Source organism: Marinobacter oulmenensis, from assembly GCF_014201735.1.
Classification (GTDB): domain Bacteria; phylum Pseudomonadota; class Gammaproteobacteria; order Pseudomonadales; family Oleiphilaceae; genus Marinobacter; species Marinobacter oulmenensis.
In genome coordinates, this window is the sequence record NZ_JACHFE010000005.1 from 132,865 (window position 1) to 154,590 (window position 21,726).

General features: G+C 55.2%; 15 protein-coding genes. 5 read left to right on the forward strand and 10 right to left on the reverse strand.

Translation table 11 applies throughout. From position 1 onward, the window contains the following. Position 1: 1 nt before the first annotated feature. Complete coding sequence (mnmG, locus tag HNR38_RS10850; RefSeq protein WP_183703799.1) at positions 2 to 1,888, reverse strand: tRNA uridine-5-carboxymethylaminomethyl(34) synthesis enzyme MnmG; 1,887 nt, start codon at positions 1,886 to 1,888, stop codon at positions 2 to 4. A 350-nt stretch (positions 1,889 to 2,238) separates the two neighbouring features. After that, on the reverse strand, positions 2,239 to 3,534 hold the full coding sequence (locus tag HNR38_RS10855) for an MFS transporter (protein WP_183703803.1): 1,296 nt from the start codon (positions 3,532 to 3,534) through the stop codon (positions 2,239 to 2,241). Between the two features lie 227 nt (positions 3,535 to 3,761). Here HNR38_RS10855 and HNR38_RS10860 point away from each other — a divergent pair, with 227 nt between their 5' ends. Next, complete coding sequence (locus HNR38_RS10860; protein ID WP_183703805.1) at positions 3,762 to 5,027, forward strand: EAL domain-containing protein; 1,266 nt, start codon at positions 3,762 to 3,764, stop codon at positions 5,025 to 5,027. Here HNR38_RS10860 and HNR38_RS10865 read toward each other — a convergent pair. The 4 genes from HNR38_RS10865 to HNR38_RS10880 form a co-directional block, all read right to left on the reverse strand. Then, entirely contained in the window at positions 5,017 to 7,116 is a 2,100-nt protein-coding gene (locus HNR38_RS10865) for a 3-hydroxyacyl-CoA dehydrogenase NAD-binding domain-containing protein (RefSeq protein WP_183703808.1), read from the reverse strand. The genes HNR38_RS10860 and HNR38_RS10865 overlap by 11 nt on opposite strands. Before the next feature lie 56 nt (positions 7,117 to 7,172). Beyond that, a complete protein-coding gene (locus HNR38_RS10870; RefSeq protein ID WP_183703811.1) occupies positions 7,173 to 8,540 on the reverse strand; it encodes an MmgE/PrpD family protein in 1,368 nt (455 codons plus the stop codon). Positions 8,541 to 8,584: 44 nt separating this feature from the next. After that, positions 8,585 to 10,444, reverse strand: coding sequence for a TRAP transporter permease (locus HNR38_RS10875; RefSeq protein WP_183703814.1), 1,860 nt, complete (start codon positions 10,442 to 10,444; stop codon positions 8,585 to 8,587). A gap of 63 nt (positions 10,445 to 10,507) precedes the next feature. Beyond that, positions 10,508 to 11,473 carry a TAXI family TRAP transporter solute-binding subunit gene (locus HNR38_RS10880; RefSeq protein WP_183703816.1) on the reverse strand — a complete coding sequence of 322 codons (966 nt, stop codon included), beginning with the start codon at positions 11,471 to 11,473 and terminating at the stop codon, positions 10,508 to 10,510. 505 nt (positions 11,474 to 11,978) lie between these two features. Between HNR38_RS10880 and HNR38_RS10885 the strand changes: the two genes are divergently transcribed. The 3 genes from HNR38_RS10885 (at position 11,979) to HNR38_RS10895 (ending at position 16,218) form a co-directional block, all read left to right on the forward strand. Further along, entirely contained in the window at positions 11,979 to 13,127 is a 1,149-nt protein-coding gene (locus HNR38_RS10885) for an acyl-CoA dehydrogenase family protein (RefSeq protein WP_183703818.1), read from the forward strand. Between the two features lie 18 nt (positions 13,128 to 13,145). Beyond that, positions 13,146 to 15,236 carry an acetate--CoA ligase family protein gene (locus HNR38_RS10890; protein WP_183703821.1) on the forward strand — a complete coding sequence of 697 codons (2,091 nt, stop codon included), beginning with the start codon at positions 13,146 to 13,148 and terminating at the stop codon, positions 15,234 to 15,236. 85 nt (positions 15,237 to 15,321) lie between these two features. After that, positions 15,322 to 16,218: an alpha/beta fold hydrolase gene (locus HNR38_RS10895; RefSeq protein ID WP_183703824.1), complete on the forward strand. Its 897-nt coding sequence runs from the start codon at positions 15,322 to 15,324 to the stop codon at positions 16,216 to 16,218. 68 nt (positions 16,219 to 16,286) lie between these two features. Here the strand turns inward: HNR38_RS10895 and HNR38_RS10900 are convergent, their stop codons facing one another. Beyond that, positions 16,287 to 17,363 (reverse strand): porin, encoded by a 1,077-nt coding sequence (locus HNR38_RS10900; RefSeq protein ID WP_183703827.1) that lies wholly within the window; start codon positions 17,361 to 17,363, stop codon positions 16,287 to 16,289. 179 nt (positions 17,364 to 17,542) lie between these two features. Between HNR38_RS10900 and HNR38_RS10905 the strand changes: the two genes are divergently transcribed. Then, on the forward strand, positions 17,543 to 18,439 hold the full coding sequence (locus tag HNR38_RS10905; RefSeq protein ID WP_183703830.1) for a LysR substrate-binding domain-containing protein: 897 nt from the start codon (positions 17,543 to 17,545) through the stop codon (positions 18,437 to 18,439). Here the strand turns inward: HNR38_RS10905 and HNR38_RS10910 are convergent. The 3 genes from HNR38_RS10910 to HNR38_RS10920 are packed head-to-tail and all read right to left on the reverse strand — an operon-like array spanning position 18,436 to position 21,687. Continuing rightward, complete coding sequence (locus HNR38_RS10910; protein ID WP_246362633.1) at positions 18,436 to 19,662, reverse strand: MFS transporter; 1,227 nt, start codon at positions 19,660 to 19,662, stop codon at positions 18,436 to 18,438. The two genes, HNR38_RS10905 and HNR38_RS10910, sit on opposite strands and share 4 nt — an antisense overlap. Before the next feature lie 22 nt (positions 19,663 to 19,684). After that, positions 19,685 to 20,524, reverse strand: coding sequence for a citryl-CoA lyase (locus HNR38_RS10915; protein WP_183703834.1), 840 nt, complete (start codon positions 20,522 to 20,524; stop codon positions 19,685 to 19,687). Continuing rightward, on the reverse strand, positions 20,521 to 21,687 hold the full coding sequence (locus HNR38_RS10920) for a CaiB/BaiF CoA transferase family protein (RefSeq protein ID WP_183703837.1): 1,167 nt from the start codon (positions 21,685 to 21,687) through the stop codon (positions 20,521 to 20,523). Before HNR38_RS10920 ends, HNR38_RS10915 begins: the two co-directional genes overlap by 4 nt. Positions 21,688 to 21,726 lie beyond the last annotated feature (39 nt).

Below are 21,726 nucleotides of genomic sequence, written 5' to 3' on the forward strand. Positions count from 1 at the left end.
ATTACGCGCTCTGTTTCTTCAGAAGGTCCCGCTTTTTCAGATGCACAAGGATCTGACTGACCGCCGCCGGGGTCACCCCCTGGATACGGGAGGCCTGGGCCACGGTTTCCGGGCGCACTTCCTTGAGCTTCTGTTTGATCTCGTTGGACAGACCGCCAATGACGTCATAGTCCAGATCCACCGGCAACTCGGTGTTCTCGTTACGCCGCAGGCGTTCAATCTCATCCGCCTGACGGGAGATGTAACCCTCGTATTTGATCTCGATCTCCACCTGGTCGGCGACGTTCGGATCCTCCGCCCGCTCGCCACCAATCTCGGCCACGTGCTCGTAGACGATCTCCGGCCGGCGCAGCAACTCCGCCAGTGAATGATCCCGGGCCATGGGCTGCTTCAGAAAGCCGTTGGCGCGCTCGGCTGCCTCGGTGTTCGGGTGAATGCGCGTGGATTCCAGCCGGCGACGCTCGGCCGCGATACCTTCGCGCTTGGCATTGAACTTCTGCCAGCGCTCGTCGTCCACCAGCCCCAGGTTGCGGCCGGTTTCGGTCAGACGCAGGTCCGCGTTGTCTTCACGAAGGATCAGGCGGTACTCGGCGCGGCTGGTGAACATCCGGTAGGGCTCTTTGGTACCCATGGTGATCAGATCATCCACCAGCACACCCAGGTAGGCCTCGTCCCGGCGCGGGTACCACTCGTCTTTCTCCTGGGCGCGGAGCGCAGCATTGACGCCTGCCAGCAGCCCCTGGGCACCGGCTTCTTCATAACCCGTGGTGCCGTTAATCTGGCCGGCAAAATACAGACCCTGGATAAACTTGGTTTCCAGGGTATGACGCAGATCCTGCGGGTTCAGGTAATCGTACTCGATAGCGTAACCCGGCCGGGTGATGTGGGCATTCTCGAAGCCGGGAATGGAACGCACCGCCGCCAGCTGGATATCGAACGGCAGGCTGGTGGAAATGCCGTTCGGGTAAAGCTCGTGGGTGGTCAGCCCTTCGGGCTCCACGAAGATCTGGTGCGAGTCCTTGTCGGCAAAGCGGTTCACCTTATCCTCAATGGACGGGCAGTAACGCGGGCCGACGCCCTCGATTTCCCCGGCAAACATGGGCGAGCGATCAAAACCGCTGCGAATGATGTCATGGGTCTGTTCGGTGGTACGGGTCACGTAACAGCAGACCTGCTGCGGGTGCTCGTCCCGGCTGCCCAGGAACGACATCACCGGGGTCGGGTTGTCGCCCCACTGCTCGTCCATTACCGAAAAATCCACAGACCGGGCGTCGATACGTGGCGGTGTCCCGGTTTTCAGCCGGCCCACGGTAAACGGCAGCTCGCGCAGTCGCTGGGACAGGGCATTGGCCGGTGCGTCTCCGGCCCGGCCGCCAGCGTGATTCTGCATGCCGATGTGGATAACCCCGCCCAGGAAGGTACCGGTCGTCAGCACCACCGTCTGGGCGCGAAAGCGGATACCGGTCTGGGTGACCACTCCGGTCACCTGGTCGTTTTCCACGATCAGGTCGTCCGCTGCCTGCTGGAACAACGTCAGGTTAGGCTGGTTCTCGAGCATGTGCCGGATGGCCGCCTTGTACAGCACCCGGTCCGCCTGGGCACGAGTCGCCCGCACCGCCGGGCCCTTGCGGCTGTTCAGAACCCGGAATTGGATCCCCGCCTGGTCGGTGGCGTGCGCCATGGCACCACCCAGCGCATCGATTTCCTTCACCAGGTGACTTTTGCCGATACCGCCGATCGCCGGGTTACAGGACATCTGGCCCAGGGTCTCGATATTGTGGGTCAGCAGCAGGGTCTGGGACCCCATGCGGGCAGCCGCCAGCGCGGCTTCGGTGCCGGCATGACCACCACCAATGACGATGACATCGAAACGGTTCGGAAACTCCACTCTTCACCTCGGAAATCGGGCTTGAAATAAGGGTATAAAAACAGGGCGGCGAGTATAACGCCTCACCCGGGAAAATGCAGTCAGAATGTGCAAATTTTAACCAGACATTGGTGCGTCAGGAAGCGGCCCCGGCCGGCAAGGGGGCCAAAGCCGCCTTTTGGGCCGGCCAAAGCGGCTCAGTAAAAACCGAAATCCGCGCTTTATCAGTGGCTTGTCATCGAATATTCATGAATTGTTCAAGAACTTATCCACAAGTCGAGCAAGTTATAAACGATCAGAATTAACCATTAATATCAGCAAGTTGACAATTTAAACCTGAGAAATTCATGGGTTTTCCGAGGGTTTTGCAATTATTTATCCACAGATCCGGCAGCGCGCCTTCGCAGAGCCATCACGAACAACCACACCCCCAGGTTCACCAGGGACAGGATCAGGAAAAATCCGGGAATGCCCACGCCCGCAATACCCAGCAGGACCATCCCGGCGAGAGCGCTAAAGACCATGAACAGCGCATTGATGACATTCAGCGCTGCAATAATCCGTGCCCGCTTGTGATCCGGCGTTTCATGCTGGATAAACGCATACAGGGGCACAATGAACAACCCGCCACTGGTTCCGATGCCGACAAGATCGGCGACCACCCGCAGATAGGCCGGATCCGTCAGCATGACCAGCCAGGTGGTGGCCGCCGGCGAATCGGGCACGGCGAAGTACAGATCAACACCAAACAGGGTCAGTCCGAGCGCGCCCCAGGGCACGGGCTTGAGTGTTACCCGGTGTCGGGTCAGGTGTTCACAGAGCGTGGAACCGAGGGAAATGCCGACAATGAACAGCGCCAGCAACAGTGTCACCACGGTTTCATCACCGGCCAGCCAGGTCTTGGCGAAGTTCGGAAACTGGGTCAGGTAGGCAGCACCGAGGAACCAGAACCAGGAAATGGCCAGGACAGCCCACAGCACCCGGCGGCGCTCGGCGGCCACGCGCATCAGATGCCAGGTTTCCTGCAGTGGCCGGAGACGCACCTCCAGTTCCGCTGCCTCATCGCCGATATCGGGCACCCGCCGGGCCGCCAGATAGCCCAGTATTGCCACCAGCATCACCGCCACGGCCGTTACCGGGGCGGACACAGGCCCGGCCATGATCACACCCGCCACGATGGTACCCAGCAGGATCGCAATGAAGGTGCCCATGGCCACCAGCCCATTGCCGCCCACCAGTTCATCATCATGCAGCACCCGTGGCAGGATGGCGTACTTGACCGGCCCGAAGAAGGTGGACTGCACGCCCATCAGGAACAGTACCAGCAGCAGCCATTCATACCAGCCTAGCCAGAGCCCGACAGCCGCCGCCACCATGATGGCAATCTCCGCCACTTTGACCACGCGAATGATCCGGGCCTTTTCGTAACGGTCGGCCAGTTGTCCGGCGATGCCGGAGAACAGAAAGAATGGCAGGATAAACAGGAATGCCGCCAGATTGACCACCAGATTGACAGAAAGCCCCATCAGACCACCCGCCTGAAAGGTGATCAGCAGCAACAGGGCATTCTTGAACAGGTTATCGTTGAATGCGCCGGAAAACTGGGTCAGGTAAAAGGGCAGGAAACGCCGCTGGCCCAGAAGCCGGAACTGGCTTTGCTCACTCATAATGCGCTCATTCAGGGTGCATGGCTTCGAACAAGACCGACAATCTGCCCGCCTTTGGGGCGGGCCCATCGGGCGCCCCTGTCTTATGGATACTTTAACGACGCGTATTGGCGGCTTTAGGCGTCAAACAACCGGCAGATTGGCACAAAACTCGCTTACCTAACAGGTTCACACATCGTCTCTGCCTGATCGGGACGGTTCAAGGTCGCAGTATAGGGTTCCTTTCCATGAAAAGCGTACTCAAGCTGGCGGAACACAGACACCGGACTTCTGGCAAAGCCGCCAGTTTTATCGAGCATCACCGGTTTACGTCGGTTTACCAGCCGATCCTGAGCCCCACCCACCAGAAACTGGTTGGGTATGAGGCCCTGGTGCGCATCCGTCGGGGTGACAAACGCATCAGTCCACCCGCCCTGTTCGAGCAGGCCAACATCCAGGGTGTCACGGCGGAACTGGACAAACACCTGCTGGGACTGCACCTGGACAACTTCGGGTTTGCCGACCAGCCGGCGTGGCTGTTCATCAATCTCAACCCCGATACGCTGATCCAGCACGAAGGGTATCTGGAGCAGTTGGCCGAGCACTGTGAACGAAACGGTATGGCGCCGGAGAAGGTGGTGCTGGAACTGGTGGAAACCCGATCCCGCGACACCGGCACCCTGCTGGAGTTTGTCGACCAGGCCAAAGCCCTTGGCTTCCGGATCGCCATTGATGATTTCGGCATGGGCGATTCCAATTTCGAGCGCCTGTGGCGCATCGATCCACTGATTGTGAAAATCGACCGAAGCCTGCTGGTCAACGCCGCCAGCAATCAGCGTGCCCGCCTGTTACTGGACAGCCTGGTCCGGATGATCCGGGAAAGCGGGAGCCTGGTGCTGATCGAAGGCATCGAGGATGAGGCCCAGGCCCGCATCGCACTGGATTCGGAAGCGGACCTGGTTCAGGGGTTTCTGTTCGAAGAGCCCTCGATCTGTTCCCGGCTGCTTTCCCGAAACGCAGAGCAGTCCGTGAAGGAAGTGGTGGATAATTCCCGCCAGTGGTCCCTTGATGACCACAATAACCAGGAAACCTACCTGCAACTGCTGCGCTTTGAAATCCTGGACACCTGTCACCAACTGGCCCGGGGCGAGCCGCTGGACCAGGTCTGTGATGACTTACTGGCCCTGGAAGGCGTCCAGCGATGTTTTGTCCTCAATGGTCAGGGCATCCAGCAAGGCAGCCTGGCCCGTTCCGGCGCGGACCAGAGACGAACCTTCAATCCCCTTTACCACTCCTCGGGCGCCCGCTGGAACCATCGGGAGTATTTCCGCAACGCCCTGGAGAAACCCCAGCAGATCAGTTGCAGCCGCCCCTACGTTGGCCTGCCGGACGCCAAACGCACCATTACCCTGTCAACCTGCGTGAGCAGCGAGCATCACCAGGTCATCTTCTGCATCGATATCCACCCGGACGACGTCATGGGTGGGCAGTTGGTGTTTCCGGTTACCCTGTAGAACTGGTCGTGGCGTCAAAGTTGGCTTGGTCAACCGCTGCCAATAATCCGCGCGCCGGCTGCCACTGCTCCAGACCCGTTTCACCGTACAAAGAACGAATCCGTTCAAGAATAAACGGCAGCCCCTCCTTCCTTGCCCAGTACATCAGCCCTCCTTTATCGGCAGGGAAGCCATATCCACAATTCCAAACCACATCAATATCAGACTCGCAACGGGCAACACCTTCATCGAGGATTTTGAAAGCCTCATTCACCATTACGTAGAGGCAACGCTCCCGAATTTCACTATCCTCCACCCGGCGGGGCACAACTCCCTGCGCTTCCCTGAATGCGGCAATCAACCGAAGCGCCTCTTCATCCTCTTTAGGCCTTCGATCGCCAGCCTCGTACCGATAGACACCAGCGCCGCTCTTCTGCCCCAACCGACCATGCTCGACAAGCACATCCAGCCAGCTCCTCGGCACCTCCTCTCCAGATTGCCTGCGCTCCTCCCTGGCTCGATACCCGACATCAAGTCCGGCAAGGTCTGACATTGCAAATTGCCCCATGGGGAAGCCGAACTCCGTCATAACCCGATCAACCTGCTCGGGAGTGGCCCCCTCAGTCACCAGTGAGATAGCCTCAGGCAAGCGCCGGTAAAGGATTCGGTTCCCTACGAAGCCATAGCAGTTACCGACCAGCACCCCAACCTTGCCGATACTCTTGGCGAGCGCCATGGCTGTCGCCTTTGTTGTGTTGCTGGTATTTGTTCCGGTGACCACCTCCAGCAATCGCATGATGTTGGCCGGACTGAAAAAGTGGAGGCCGATAACATCGGCAGCCCGCCCGGTAGATGCGGCAATCTGATCTATGTCCAGTGTTGATGTATTCGATGCCAATATTGCGCCGGGACGACATACCCGATCCAATTCCTTGAAGATCGCGCACTTGATCTGCATGCTCTCGATGGCCGCTTCAACAATCAGGTCGATGTCAGACAACGCATCATAGTTGAGCGTCGAGTTAAGTCCATGAATACGATTGTCCGCAGCTTCCCGCGACAGCCTTCCTTTTGCCACCGACCGGTCATAATGTTTCGATATCGCATTGAGGCCCTTTTCAAGAGCGGCCTGATCGATATCAAACAGACAGACGGGAAAGCCGGCATCGAGAAAACTGATTGCAATTCCCCTGCCCATCGTCCCCGCCCCCAGCACGGCAACCGAACGGATGGGCTCTGGGTTCGCATGTGCCAGTTCCGGAATTTTTATTGCCCGACGCTCTGCAAAAAATGCATGGGCCAATCCGAGGTGCTCATCTGACCCCTTACATTCAAGGAATAATTCGCGCTCAACCCTGGCACCCTCAGCAAACACATGTTCAACAGCAGCCCGGATAGCTCTAAGGCACTGCACCGGCGCCTGACGTTTGGCTCCGGACGCCCTCATCCTGGATTCCTCGGCCTCCAGGCACGCGAGGGCTTCTACCGGTTTCGGGATACTCCGCACGCTAACGCGACGACCGGCAACGCCAATATTCGTCAGGGATGGGCATAAATCCAGACACGACTGCAGTAACGAATCCCCTTTCAGAATCTCGTCCACCAGCCCACTGGCGTATGCCTGCTCAGCATCGATTTTCCGGCCATGAACAATCATTTCAATGGCAAGAGGCACACCGACAAGCCTCGGCAACCTCTGGGTTCCACCCGCTCCTGGAATCAGACCCAGATTTACCTCTGGCATGCCAAACCGAGCACCCTTCGTTGCCAGGCGATAATGACTCGCCAGAGCGATTTCCAGGCCGCCACCGAGGGCGGTCCCGTGAATCAGGGCAATAACCGGCTTTTCACTCGCCTCAATGGCATTGGTTACCTCTGGCAACGAAGGGGCCTGCGGCGGTTGACTGAATTCGCGAATATCCGCACCGGCAATAAAGGTCCGCCCTTCGCACAACAACCCGATGGCACTGATACGATCATCCGCCAAGGCTTCTTCCAGCGCATGAAGGATACCCTCACGAACGCTCTGGCTAAGTGCATTGACCGGCGGGTTATTGATACGAATAACCGCTAGGCTCTGGTGACGCTCATAATAAACCTGACTAGTCACGATGGAGCTCCCTGATAAAGATGGAATGACAATGGGGGGGGGTATCGGCGGTCAGCTCAATGGGCTCGACGGACAACAGCCATCAAATCCGATACGTTACCCTGCTCAAGCTCCATCACTTTTGACCATAGAGCTTCAGCATCGGGGCGGCCAGTTACAGGCGAGACCAGCTCATAAAACTTATCCGACAGTTCGGTATCGGTTAGTGGCTCCTCCGGATCGCCATGGCGATACTTCTGCAGATGTTCAACAATTTGCCCACCACGATAGGTAATCCGGACAAGAGCCCCACGCTTTTGGGGATAACTGCGATCCAGCTCATCATTTACCGCCAGGCTTATCCGGTTCATTACCGACCGAATTGCCGGGTCGGACAGCCTTTCGGCACTAAAGGCATTCAATCGTACACTGCCGTAAACCAGCGCTGTCGCCACCGTAAAGAAAACACTGAACCGGGCATCGAACGGTGTAGCAACATCGCTACGACCCACAACCTGAACTGCTGTTCGATAGGTTTCGACTTCCACGTGTTCAATATCTTTCCAGGTAAAGTCGTGCTCCTTGATAAGCGCGAGCGCACCATCAATAGCCGCAAAGGTATGACCGCAACAGCCATGATTCTTAAGGGTGACTGACTCAATATTGAATGTCTCGCCAATACCCTCGAGAGCACGATCCCAATCAATATCGCCATCTGCCATCGCAGCACCAAAGCCGGACTTGCCTTCAAGGATAGTACTGGCACCTGTAAACCCCCTGGCTGCCAGCAAAGCTGCAGTTACTCCCGCCTCAGCCGCGCGGCCTGCATGCAGTGGTTTGCTCATGGCATCCGACTGGAACGCCTCTCTCAAGCCCGCTGCAAAAGTGCCCGACGTTGACAGGGCATGAGCAAATGCTTCTGGAGATAACTCCAGCAGAGTCGCCGCCGCCGCCGCCGCACCAAAGCACCCCACAGTGCCAGTGGTATGCCAGTGCTTGTAGTGAGCGGGCTGCACTGCAGCACCGATTCGGGTGGAAACCTCATAGCCATTGATAACCGCCCGAATCAAATCAAGCCCCGTTGCATTGCGAGTCTCACCAACTGCCAGTGCCGCGGCGACTACCGGACTCCCCGGGTGGTATATCGCATCCCGGAAGATATCGTCGAATTCCACAACGTGAGAGGCGCTACCGTTAACCAGCGCGGCCGTTCGGGACGAGCCCCTTCTGCCATCCCCCAGGATGGTCGCGCCTTGGGCTTTTCGGTCATGGAGATCTTCACAAACGGCGTCTTTCAGCGCCTGGATTAAAGGTGTTTCCGAGCCGGGCACTGTTGCCGCAAACCAATCAAGAATGACACGTTTGGTCTCATGCAAAGTCCTGGGAGGGACATCTCCCCGGCCAATAGCACACGCCCGTTCACAGACATCAATTAGAAGGGACATTATTCCATCCTTCACGGATTCTACAGTTGGGAAAGGAGCCGCGATTACACGCAGCTCCGGACAGAGCTGGCCGCATTGCGCCTACGGGCTATGACCACCTGAAATAACGCGACACCCAGGATGGCCAGGCCAATGGCATCGGAGTGCGCTCCGGGAACAATCAGTGTCAACGCCCCGACAGCGATCAGACACCGCTGCCAGAATTTCAACTCCGATAGGAACCAACCAACTGTGACCGTCGCGAATGCGACAATGCCCAGGGCTGAAGTCAGGAAAGTCAGAATGATTGAAACCGCCTCGCCTTCCAGCAAAAGACCCGGCCCATAGATAAACAGGAATGGGATAATGAATGCCGGCAGCGAAAACAGGAACGCAGTCAACCCTGTTTTCATTGGCTTACTACCGGATATCCCGGCTGCGGTATAGGCCGCCAACGACACCGGTGGTGTAATCGGAGCAAACGACGCGAAATAGAAAACAAAGAGATGAGCCGCGAGCGTACCGACACCCAGTTCCAGCAAGGCAGGCACAGACAGTACAGAGAACACGATATAAGCGGGTGTAGGCGGCAAACCCATACCAATAACCAGCGTGCCAAGCATCACGAGGCTCAAGCTAAGAAACAGAGAGTTCTCACCAAGGCTCAACAACACGCCTGACAGCTTGAGCCCTATACCGGTTAGGGTAATGATGCCCACAACAAGACCTGCTGCTGCGCAGGCTACGGAAACCAGCAGCATACGTTTGGCAGAAACCTCGAGAATGTCAACGATGCCCCTCCAGGTCAGGCGTTGGCCGGGGCTCAGCATACCGACAACGATAGAAGCCACGATGGCGTATAGCGCCGCTCGCGTAACCGAGACTTTGGCAAACACCAGAAAATAGACCAATACGGCCAGCGGAATCAGCAGAACGAGGCTGCGCTTCAGGGTTTGCTTCAGGTCGGGCAACTCATCCCGACTCATTCCACGCAGGTTGCGCTTGGCGGCCTCGAAATCCACGACAAAAAAGATGGAGAGAAAGTAGAGAATAGCGGGTAAAACAGCCGCGATCACAATCTCTGAATAGGGAATACCTGCCATCTCTGACATCACGAAAGCGCCCACCCCCATGACCGGAGGAAGCACCGAACCACCACATGACGCCACAGATTCAATGGCACCGGACACGTGAGGTTTGTACCCAACCCGTTTCATCAAGGGAATGGTAAAGATACCCGTCGTGGTCACGTTAGCCACCGGGCTACCATTGATTGAGCCCGTCAGGGCACTGGCAAACACCGCGACTTTGGCCGGACCACCGCGCCGGCGACCGCCAATGGTGGTGGCAAGATCAATAAAGATCTGACTGCCTCCGGTCTTCTCCAGAAAGGTGCCGAATATAATGAAAATAGCCACGAAAGTGGCCGCAGCCGCAGCCGCCGGACCAAAGATACCTTCTGTGGTCAGGTACATGGTGGTCGTGATGCGGTCGAGGCTATACCCACCATGTCCAAAGGTGCCCGGAACGACGTAACCGAAAAAGCCATATCCCAGGAACAGGGCGGCTATGATTGTCAGCGGCCACCCCACCACACGACGACAGGCCTCCAACAGCACCACAATGTAAAGGGAGCCAAACAGCCGATCCCAGACGTTAAGGTAGCCAATCCTCTGGTTAATGGTCTGATAGGCCTCGTATAGATAAACCCCGGAGGCAATGATAAGCACAAAGAAAACCAGGTCGAGCATACGACCGAAAAGGCCCCCACGCTCGGAGGGATGCACGAGGAATATAAGCGCAACAATCAGTGTTACGTGAATTCCACGCTGCAGAACCGGGGTAAGGCTGCCGAATATGCCCGTATACAGGCTGAATCCGGAGACAAGCATCGCAAATATGAAAATGGTGGATCGCCGCACCATAGTGTCACCTCGACAAGCGGTACCGTTCCCGCCAGGCGGCGGGAACGTATGTATCTGAAGCTGTTACTGAATTACGCCAATATCCTGATAGCAGCGCTTGGCACCGGGATGGAGGGGCATAATACCCTTGGCATAGGACTCAATCGGGGTGCTTTTCAGCGCTGAATGGCCGTTTTTAAAACGCTCCAGATTCCTGTCGAACAGGGCCATGCAGATCTGGTAGACCTCCTCCTCATCCATGTCCTCACTGACCGCAACATAGGTAGAGGTGCTGATCGTCTGAACATCTTCATCAATGCTTGGATAGGTTCCGGCCTCAATAACGAAAGGTTCCAGATAAGAGGCTGCCTTAACCATCCGCTCAAGGTCTTCATCACCAATGCTGGCCAACACGATATCGTGGGTCGCGGCTATTTCCTGAACATTGCCTGAAGGCATACCTACAGAAATAACAACGGCATCGACATTTCCGTCAACCAGAGCATCAGATCCCTCCCTGAAGTTGAGGTAGCGAGGTTCAATATTCTCGCCATAGGTCAAGCCTGCACCTTCCAGAACAACCTTGGCCTTACTGCCGGTTCCGGACCCGGGCGCACCGACCGCCACCGTCTTGCCTTCCAGGTCAGAAACCGTCTCAATACCACTTCCTTCAAGTGCCACGAAATGCAGCGGCATACCGTAAATCTTTCCAATCGGGGCCAATGGGACATGGGGGCGGCCTTCGAAAGGCCCTGTTCCATGAGTCGCATTCCACAGGGTGTCCCCACCGAAAAACCCGATGTCGCTCTCGCCTGAACCAACCAGTCGGGCATTCTCTACCGAACCGCCGGTGGATTCCGCCGTAAAGTTATACCCATCCATCTCATCGTTGAGTATTGAAGCGATAATCCCACCGATTGGATAGAAAGCGCCGGTTGTCGACCCGGTTGCGATCTTCCGATATTCGTCCGCCTGGGCGACAGCACCAAAACAGATGGACGCAGACAAACCAAAGGAAGCGACAGTTTTAAGGAACGTTCTTGTTTTCATAGCAGACCTCTTATGTGCTCTTTTGTTGTATCTCTTTTCTCAGCAAATGGGCGGTCGGGCAGCCCTGCCGTAGGGAACAACCGGTCAGGAACTCAGCCCCGGATAGACCGTAGCCTTCCTTGCCAGCCCGGCATGCCGGCATTATTCGTTGACACCGGAAAGTCTTCCAAAGGCCAACGAACAGCTGATCCGCAGACTAACCAGATATTCGCTCGGTGAGTACAAACCATTTCGAATGCAGGCATGACCAATCGTAATGGTGCGAAAACCGCGACCTTCATCAGAACCCGAAACGCCGCCCCGGACGACAAAAAAATATCTATTTATCAGAAAGGTATGCCTCCTTCCGCGATCACGCCATGAACTCTCGCCGACACATGCGACTACCTGCATTCAAATAAGTCATGGCAGACCAACTTATACGAAGTTGCCTGTTTTCCCGGGTTGGAGCGACTCTATGGTTACTTGATCTCAATAACCAAAGTCACCTGATCCAGGCAATCATATGAACTTCGAACTAACTCCAGAACAACAAACCTTCTCCGATAGCGTCCGACGTTTCGGCCAGGCTCACCTGGCCAGCGGTGCCCTGGAACGCGCCCACTCCAACAGCTACCCGTGGGATGTCGCCAAGATGCTGGCAGAGCAGGGACTCATCGGAATCCTGATCAGCGAAGAGGATGGGGGTATCGGCGGTACACTTATGGATGCCGTCATCGCCATTCAGGAACTTGCGTATTCTTGCCCCAAAAGCGCGGACATCGTCCAGGCCGGCAACTTTGGGGCCATTCGAACCTTTGCCGAATACGCTTCACCGGAACTGAAAGAACGCTATCTGCCGGACCTGCTCGCTGGCAAGGCCCTTCTTGGCCTGGGCATGAGTGAGCCGGAAGCGGGCTCTGCGGTAACGGAGCTGAAAACCAGCGCAACGGAAGATGGCGATCACTTCGTGATTAATGGCACCAAGGTATTTTCCACCCACAGTGTCGATGCGACAGCCTACCTTGTTTACGTCCGATTTGGTCCCGGGCTGAAAGGCATCGGCTCCGTCGTCATTGATCGCGAAACACCGGGACTACAGGTTGGACAACCCTCAAGCTTTATGAGCGGCGAGGAGTGGTGCCAACTGTATTTCGACAATTGCAGGATCCACAAATCCAATGTCCTACTTGGTCCGGGCGGATTTAAAAAACAAATCTCCGGATTCAATGTGGAGCGTATCGGTAATGCCTCCCGTGCATTGGCACTCGGACGCTACTCCTACAATGTGGCCAAAGAACATTGCCTCACCCGGACCCAATTCGGTCGCCCTCTATGCGAGTTTCAGGGACTGCAGTGGAAATTCGCCGAAATGGCGCTGGAACTCGAGTCCGCTCAGTTGCTGCTGTATCGCGCTGCCGTTCAGGGTGAGAATGCGCTTCCCACGGCATTTGACACCGCGATTGCCAAACTCGCCTGCAACCAGGCAGGCTTCAAGGTCGCCAATGAAGCCATGCAGGCGATGGGCGCTTACGGATTCTCGACCGAATCACTGGTGGAGTATTGTGTTAAAAGAACACGGGGATGGATGATAGCCGGCGGTTCGCTGGAGGTCCTGAAAAACCGCATTGCAGAATCCGTTTTTGATCGCCGTTTTAACCAGCGCGCTAACTGATCACCGAGGGACCCCGTTATGTCGAATGTAACCACAGGCCCCGCGCTGGCGAAGGCACTGCTGAACCCGGACAGCGTGGTACTGGTAGGAATTTCCAACAACCTTGAAAAAACAGCCGCCCGGCCTCTTCAGTTTCTTCGGCGGGCAGGTTTCAAGGGGCGGATCTATAACGTCAACCCGACCCGGAAAGAAGTTCAGAATGAAAAGGCCTACCCATCTCTCAGTGACTTGCCGGAAATCCCGGACCATGCCTTCATCCTGACCAACACCGAACATGCCATTGAGGCCGTTGAAGAGTGCGGCGTGCTCGGTATTCCGGTAGCCACTGTCCTGGCTGGAGGCTTCTCAGAAAGTGGCCCCGCCGGACAGGAACGGGAAATACGTCTGAAGGCGGTGGCCCGAAGAGGCGGTGTTCGCCTTCTCGGCCCCTCGAGTATTGGCCTGGTTAACGTCCACAACAACCTCACCCTGACTGCAAATGCCGCCTTTGGTGAGCCGGGACTGCCCCCAGGCGGGATTTTCTGCGCCTCCCACAGCGGCAGCCTGATCGGAGCTCTAACCTCCAGAGGAAGAACTCGCAATATCGGCTTTCATTCCCTGGTGTCCGTCGGCGGAGAAAGCGACCTTTCAATCGGGGAAATCTGTGAGTCCACGCTGGATAACCCCGACATTACCGGCTACCTGTTGTTTCTGGAAACCTCCAGGAACGCCGATAAACTCCGACACTTTGCTCTTGCCGCAGCCCGAAGAGGAAAGCCTGTGGTGGCCTATCGATTGGGTCGATCCCAGATCGCAGCTGAGCTTGCAGTTTCCCACACCGGGGCACTTGCAGGTGAAGACAGCGTCACGGATGCACTATTGAGGGATTGCGGTATCGCAAGGGTTGATACCTTTGAGGGCTTGCTGGAGTCGCTACCACTACTTGCCAGAACACCGTTCCGACATGCCGGAAGTCGTGCTCCCAGAGTCGGTGTGGTAACAACGACTGGTGGTGGTGCAGCAATGGCTGTGGATCAGCTGGGTATCCGAGGCATTGACGTTATCCCTCCCTCCGATACCACCCGTGAAAAACTGAGGGAAGCAGGGATCGACAGTGGTACAGGCCGAATCCTTGATCTGACACTGGCAGGCACCCGCTATGAGGTAATGAAACCCGCGCTGGACATTCTATGTCAGGCTCCGGAATTTGATCTCGTTCTGGCCACAGTCGGCTCTTCTGCGAGGAACCACCCACACCTGGCCGTTAAACCTGTCAGCGACAGCATTGATCAGCCAACACCACTGGCCTGCTTTATCGTGCCCGAGGCACCGGAGGCGTTGAACCTGCTCTCAGAAGCTGGCGTTCCAAACTTCAGGACACCGGAAACCTGCGGTGACGTCATAGCTGCAGCCCTCAATCGCCGAGCGCCGAACCCGGATCTCGGGGACACTGTGCCGGCCATGCCCGAAAGCTCGCGGCCTATTGATGAAGCCGCTGCCTACCAGCTGTTCGCCGGCATTGGACTGCCTCACGCCGATTTCGTCGTCCTTGACGTAGATGCCCCTATTCCGGCACTTCCATTCGACTACCCGGTAGCGGTGAAACTACTGAATGAGAATATCACCCATAAAACCGACGTTGGTGGTGTGATGCTTTCAGTTCGGAATGATGGAGAGCTAAAGGAAGCCATTAGCAACATTCGCTACAACGTGGAAAAGAACGTTCCGGGAGAAATCGTCAACCAGGTTCTGGTACAGCGAATGGAAAAAGCGGTAGGTGAAGCCCTGGTCGGCATCAAAAGGGACCCGGATGTTGGCCCCATTGTCATGGTTGCTGCTGGCGGCATCTACACGGAAATCTATAAAGACCGGAGTCTGCGCCTTGCCCCCGTCACACTTGAGGTGGCCAGGGAAATGGTTAATGAGGTCAAGGCATTTGAGGCGCTGAAGGGCTACCGAGGACACACCGCCGGCGATCTGGAGGCGGTCGCCGATACCATTGTGAAGCTGTCCCGGATGGCGGTCTCCGACGCCTATGACATCGTTGAGGCAGAAATCAACCCACTATTCGTTCTGGAAGAAGGTAAGGGTGCCCTGGCGGTGGACGCCCTGATTACCATTTCCGAATAGGCTCAAAATCACCAGAAACTCGCCGGTATTGATGGGTGAGATTGCACCCTCGCCACATTGGCGAGGGTCTTTTTTGGAACCTCCTATGAAATATCCTGAAGCTCTACAACTGACATCAAAGCCCCTGCATCTGGCAGGACTATGCTGGGGACACAGAGAAGCCCCTACCTGGTTGGCGCTTCATGGCTGGATGGACAATGCTGCCAGCTTTTCCCGACTTGCCCCACTCATTGCCGAAAAACTCGGAATACGTATCATCGCACTGGACTTTTCAGGACATGGTCATTCAGGACATAGACCTCAACGAAGCGAATATTCGATGTGGAGCTATTGTCACGACGTGCTTGATGTCATGGATACACTTGCACTGGACCAGGTTACCCTCATTGGCCACTCCCTGGGTGCCGGAGTAGCCAGTATCATTGCAGCCATCAATCCGCAGCGGGTCGATCATCTGATACTGATTGACGGGCTTTTGGGTCGTCTATCCAGTCCTTCCCGGTTTCTGAGGCAACTTGAACAAGGGTTGTCAGACCAGAGACGGACATCTTCCAGTCCGCCACACTACGACAGCACGGAGTCCGCCATCGAAGTCCGCGTCCGCAAGAGTATCCTGCCAATCGATGCCGAGACTGTACGCCCCATCGCCCTTCGCAACCTGAAAGGTAGCCCCGATACGGGATATCGGCTCAGACTTGATCGGCAGGTAACATCGACCAAGCCTGTATCATTTTCAGAAGAACAGGCAATTGCAATCCTGCAGAACATAAAGTGCCCGGCTCTACTGGTGCAGGGCCACGAAGGAATCATCCCCTCCCGGGACCCCGACAACACCTGCCGCCAGGCATTATCCGATTTGACCCAGGTGTCACTCGAAGGGGGCCACCATCTGCACCTGGAACCAAACTCAGCCTCTGAAGTGGCCAAGGCTATCATCGACTGGGCGAGCAGCAACGGCCTAACGGTTCCAGCCTCCAGATAACACGCCTGCTTACAAAAAGAGGGGCTTTAAAAGCCCCTCTTTCCATTCCTGCATACGACACAACCCAATCAGAACTTGACCCGGGAGCCCAGCAATACCGTGCTCACATCGTCATAGTTCCCATTGTCACTGTCCAGGGAATGATTGTTGTACCCTGCATACAGATTCAACCACTTGACTGGAGTGTACACATAGCCAACGCCAAGCGTCTCCGCACTATCTCCTTCCAGGACACGGTCTTTCACTTCTGAAAAGTGGATATCCATCGCATGCCTGCCAACCTTATAACCCAGCTTGGCAAGATAGAAATCGGAATCCGGGTTGGCATTGTCATCATCTTCCACATGGGAGTATGCGCCGGTTAGGTTAACCCCGCTTGGGTGAAGCCATGACACAGATCCCCCCATCGTGGAAACATCCCCGGCAGCGCCACCAGCGTCCTTCACTGAGTAGCCAAACCCTGCTGCCAGCTTGCCGGCAAAAGGAACCGTAACCCTGCCCCCAATCTCGGTAACATCATTACTGTCCTTCACCCCTTGGCTGACAGCAAGCTTTAAGGGACCCAAAGAGGGAGTATCGTAACGGAGTCGATCGTACCTGCTCTCAAAATCCTGGTCGCTGACGGCTGACTTCAAGGCAACCTGGCTACCGGAATCGTCAAAAGCAAGAGCGCCACCAATCAAAGCCGGGTTGGTAAAAGACACCACTTTCGTTCCGGAAAGGTCAATCTCCACATTGCCATTTGCGGCACCATCACCCTGGCCAAGGGATACCTTACCGAAATCCCCCTGGGCAAAGAGGTTAAGCTGACGTTCGTTAAAATCACCGTCAACGTTTCGACCATCCGGTGTCACCACGTTCGATGGGTTATGCTGGTACTCCAGCTCAACATGCGCACCTACGGTCATACCCAGATCATCAACCTGACCACTCAGTTTTGCACCAATCCGGCTGGCACTATTGTCATTATCAACCACGTAGCTTTCGGAGCCAGTTCCCGTATCTCCGTACATATAACCAAGGTTTACCTGGCCATAGACATCCACATCAACGTCTGAAGGTTTCATTTGTGAAAAAGCAGGCAGAGCAAATGAAGAACCGACAAATACTGAGAGGCACGCGACCAACCTTTTTTGTTTTGGCATTTATATTCCCCAACATGATTTGTTTTTAAACTAAGAATCTGGAAACCGAAAACCCAAGGCAGACTTTACAGCTTTTATCTGTTTCCAAATTCAACCAAGTTCAGTTAAACTGTTTAGACGCTGGGTTACTACTTCCCATTTGTAATCCCGTCATTCATTAAACGCATGAAATTGAAAAAATGAGCAGAAAAGTTCCACCTCTCAATCCGTTACGTGTTTTCGAATGTGTGGCTCGACAGGGAAGTTTTACCAGAGCAGCAGCTGAACTTTTTGTCAGCCAGTCTGCAGTTAGCCGACAGATTGCAACCCTGGAGGAGTATCTGGGCGTCAAGTTATTTATAAGGGAACAGGGCGGGGTTTTTCTGACCGATGCCGGGGAAGCCTACCAGCAAGAGATCGGCCCAGCGTTTTCGGCGATTGCGTCGGCAACCGAGCGCCTTCAGACAACAACTTTAACATCCCCTCTAAGAATCCAGGTTTATACAACTTTTGCTGCCAAGTGGTTGATTAAAAGGCTAAATCGATTCAATCAAGATCACCCTGAAATTCCTGTCCGGATATCAACAAGTGTTGCCCCAATTAATTTCTCCAAGTCTAATGCGGATGCAGCAATCCAACTTTGTGACAGAAATTCTCAAGGTGAAAAAGGTGAGCATCTATTTGATGACATTATAGAGCCGGTTTGCAGCCCAAACCTTATTCGGGATGACGCTCCACTAGAAAAACCAGAAGATATTCTGAAATATCCGCTGCTTCAATCTCATTATAGAAAGACAGATTTCGGAGATTGGCTTCGGTTTATGGGAAGCAGATTCAATAATGAAAATGAAATAACAGAATTCCCGAGTTCATTATTAGCCTATCAGGGTGCTATCGACAACTTAGGCATTGCCATGGGGCAGACCCGAATGCTTCAGGATGAATTTAAATCAGGAATTCTGGTTCGTCCATTTGAAAAACCATTAACTCGTTCTCTTGCCTACTTTCTTATTTATCCGGAAGGACAACTAATATCTCCAAAAATGAGGATTTTCCGTGAATGGCTTATAAAGGAAATTGAAGAAGATGTTCTTTAGCCATCCTTTAAATTGAAGTCCTGCTCCTGTTTTTTAAAATCAGGAATCAAATAAATAATAATACCGGCAAAGAATAAGACAACGAGACCTGCAATAAAGAAGGTCATATTGAAAGGCATAATTTCTGCCAAAAAACCAAGCATCAGGGGCGCAAGGAACTGAACGCCACGATTTCCCATCAAGCGCATTCCAAGGGCGCTTGAACGTTGAGCTGCTGATACATGCTCGGCAAGTACAACCATGGACAGGGGCTGGGAGATGCCAGAACCAATACCAACCAACACCGCCAATACCCCAAGGACATAGGCATTGCCGGTCAGGCCGGTAAACATAAGGCCAATGGCAACGATTGCAGCCGACCATACCATCGCCGGCGCCCGACCTCCCAGGAAGGCAATAATGGGTGACATGAAGGGACGAACGCCCATCGCAAAAAGCGCCCTCAGACTGACCAATCCTCCAATAACTGTGGCCGACACGGAGAGACTTTCCAGATAGACTGGCAGGAAAGTGCCATGGGCGCCCAGCGCAAACATGACAGCAACGGTCAACGCGATGGAAACCCGGACCCCGGAATTTGTTTTGAGCAACCTCGCCTGTGCCCGATACCCAATCAGCGATTTTTCGGTCGGCTGCCCTACCTTTGCACTGCCGGTGAGAAAAAAGCCACTGATGACACCGATCGATGCAATGCTTCCCATGACTCCAAACGCAAGAATCGAGCTATGCGCATCAATCAGCCACCCCGCAAGTAGGGGGCCAATCAGTTGGCCGCCAGAGAGACAGGTGGTATACCACCCGAAATATCTCTCCAAAGCCTTGCCATGGCCCAATCCGGAGATAATGGATTGAGCCGCCAGCACCATGACGATGTGGGCAATACCCACAATCAACTGGGCCAGAACAACTCCCCCGTAACCGGGTAGGCAAAGAATGGCCCAGGGACCGGCCATCATCCCCACCGCCCCGACGATGATCACTTTCTTTCCGCCTAACCTTGTTATCACCCCCCCCAGAGGTATCGCGAGTACCAATGGCAAGAGGTAAGGTACACAAAGAATCCCCCCCACCAACAATGGTGTGGCCCCCAGCTCAAGCGCATACAGCGGGACTGCTATCAGCAACATGGTTTGGACCATAAAGGCACTGGTCAAGCCAAAACAGATGGCGACCATGTTGGTTATTACATCGTTTCTGGACACCTCCGGATGGGGGTTCTGCATGCGCTCTCCCGCTATAGATTATTCAGCGCGATGGGTAAGGTCTGGTGGATTGACCGTCGTATTGCCATAGCCAGCCCTTTGGTAAAGGCCCTTTGTTTCTGCCTCCCTGGGTTTGCTGCTCCCAGGCATGGGCCAGTATGCCCACACTTCGGGAAAGGCAGAACAATCCTCGGCCCAAAGGGGCTGGAAGTCCCAGCTCTGAGAAAATCACCGCCGTGGCACCGTCGATATTCAGGGGGATAGGACGGCCTTTAGCTTCGCCCAGCTGCGTCTCGATTTCCTTCGCGACGGCGGCAAAACGCCCGGATACGTCACCAGTCTCAGCAGCTTCCGCAACCAGTCCCATCAACCGAGGCGCGCGAGGGTCGATCTGATGAAACCGGTGGCCAAACCCGGGCACGATGGGCCCATGCGCATGCCTCCAGGCAGCCAGTCCTTCACGGCAAGCGCCAGCGATATCCACTCTCTCATTCGTTCTTTGTTCAATATCCCGGAACAGCCCGATCGCCTGCTCCCCTGCACCACCGTGAATATCGTCAAGAACGTTAACGGCGGAAGCCATAGCGTTATTCAGGGAGCCGCCACACGTCATCGACATCCTTGCAATGGCAATGCTGGGCGCCTGGGGGCCGTGGTCCACTCCGGAAACAAGGGCGGCCTCGATCAACTTTGCCTGCCCCGGCGTTGGCATAACGCCAACGACCATGAACCAGATCATTTCCACAAATGAGACTCGCCCTATCAGATCTTCAACCGGATAACCCCGAAACGTTATCCTGTTTGGCTCCATATCGATTATGTCAGTGTGCCACCATTCCGCCGCTGCCTGACGATCACCTCCACCAACTGTATCTCTGGTCATACTTGTTCCTCCTGCTGAGCGAAACCGGCGAAGATGGTTTCATTATCACGCCCTAATTCTGGCGGTGGTGTACTTACACGGGGCGGCTCCCCATCAAAGCGATAGCCCCCGCTGACGACACGTAGCGGTCGGCCAATACATTCCGCACCAAATTGCTCAACCAAACCTCTCGACTGGATCTGTGGGTGATTCAGAACCTCCTCAATGGTGTAAACCGGGCCCGCAGGGATGCCATTTTCAACAAATAGCTTCCACCAAAAGTCGGTCTTCTCAGCCCGCAACCTGGACTCAATCAGCGCTGTCAGTTCATTACGGTGTTCCAGTCGGGCCTGACGCTGGTTGAAACGGGGATCATCAAGCCACTCCTGGCACTCAAGGAGCCTGCACAGGGCTTCAAACTGCTCCTGTTTATTGGCAGCAATATTCAGCAACCCATCTTTGGTCCGAAATGTGCCAGACGGACTCGCCGTGACGTTATTGTTCCCGATGGGAGCAGGAGGTTTTCCAGCGACCAGCAGGTTAGAGACAGCCCACCCCATTGTTGCAAGGACAGACTCCAGCATGGAGACATCAATAAACGAAGCTTCTCGATGCTTTGACGCCAGGGCTGCATTGATAGCAAGCGCAGCCGTCAGGCCGCCTACCGTGTCCGCCATGGGATAGCCGACCCGATAGGGCGCAGTATCCGGCTCTCCCGTGATGCTCATGACGCCGGCCATACCCTGAATAATCTGGTCGTAAGCCGGATAATTTGCCAAGGGACCATCCTGCCCAAATCCGGATATGGCACAGTACACAAGCCGGGAATTGATTGATTTAAGCACCGGATAGTCCAGTGACAATCTCGCCATGACTCCCGGCCGGAAGTTTTCCACCAGGACGTCTGCAGTTCTTACCAATTCCAGAAAACGTTCCCGGTCCCCCTTATCCTTCAGGTTGAGGGTGACCGACTTCTTTCCTGCGTTCTGTGCCAGAAAAGACGCTCCCATAAAAGCGCGGTTCAGAGAAGGATCCGCACCCAACTGACGGGCCAGATCTCCCCCTTTCGGGTTTTCCACCTTGATCACCTCTGCCCCGAGATGGGCAAGCTGGTGACAGCAGAAAGGCCCGGCAAGAACATTGGTCAAATCCAAAACACGGTAACCGGAAAGCGGCTGCGCCATAATTCCCCCTGATAGAACGCATTCTATTTAACAGAATAC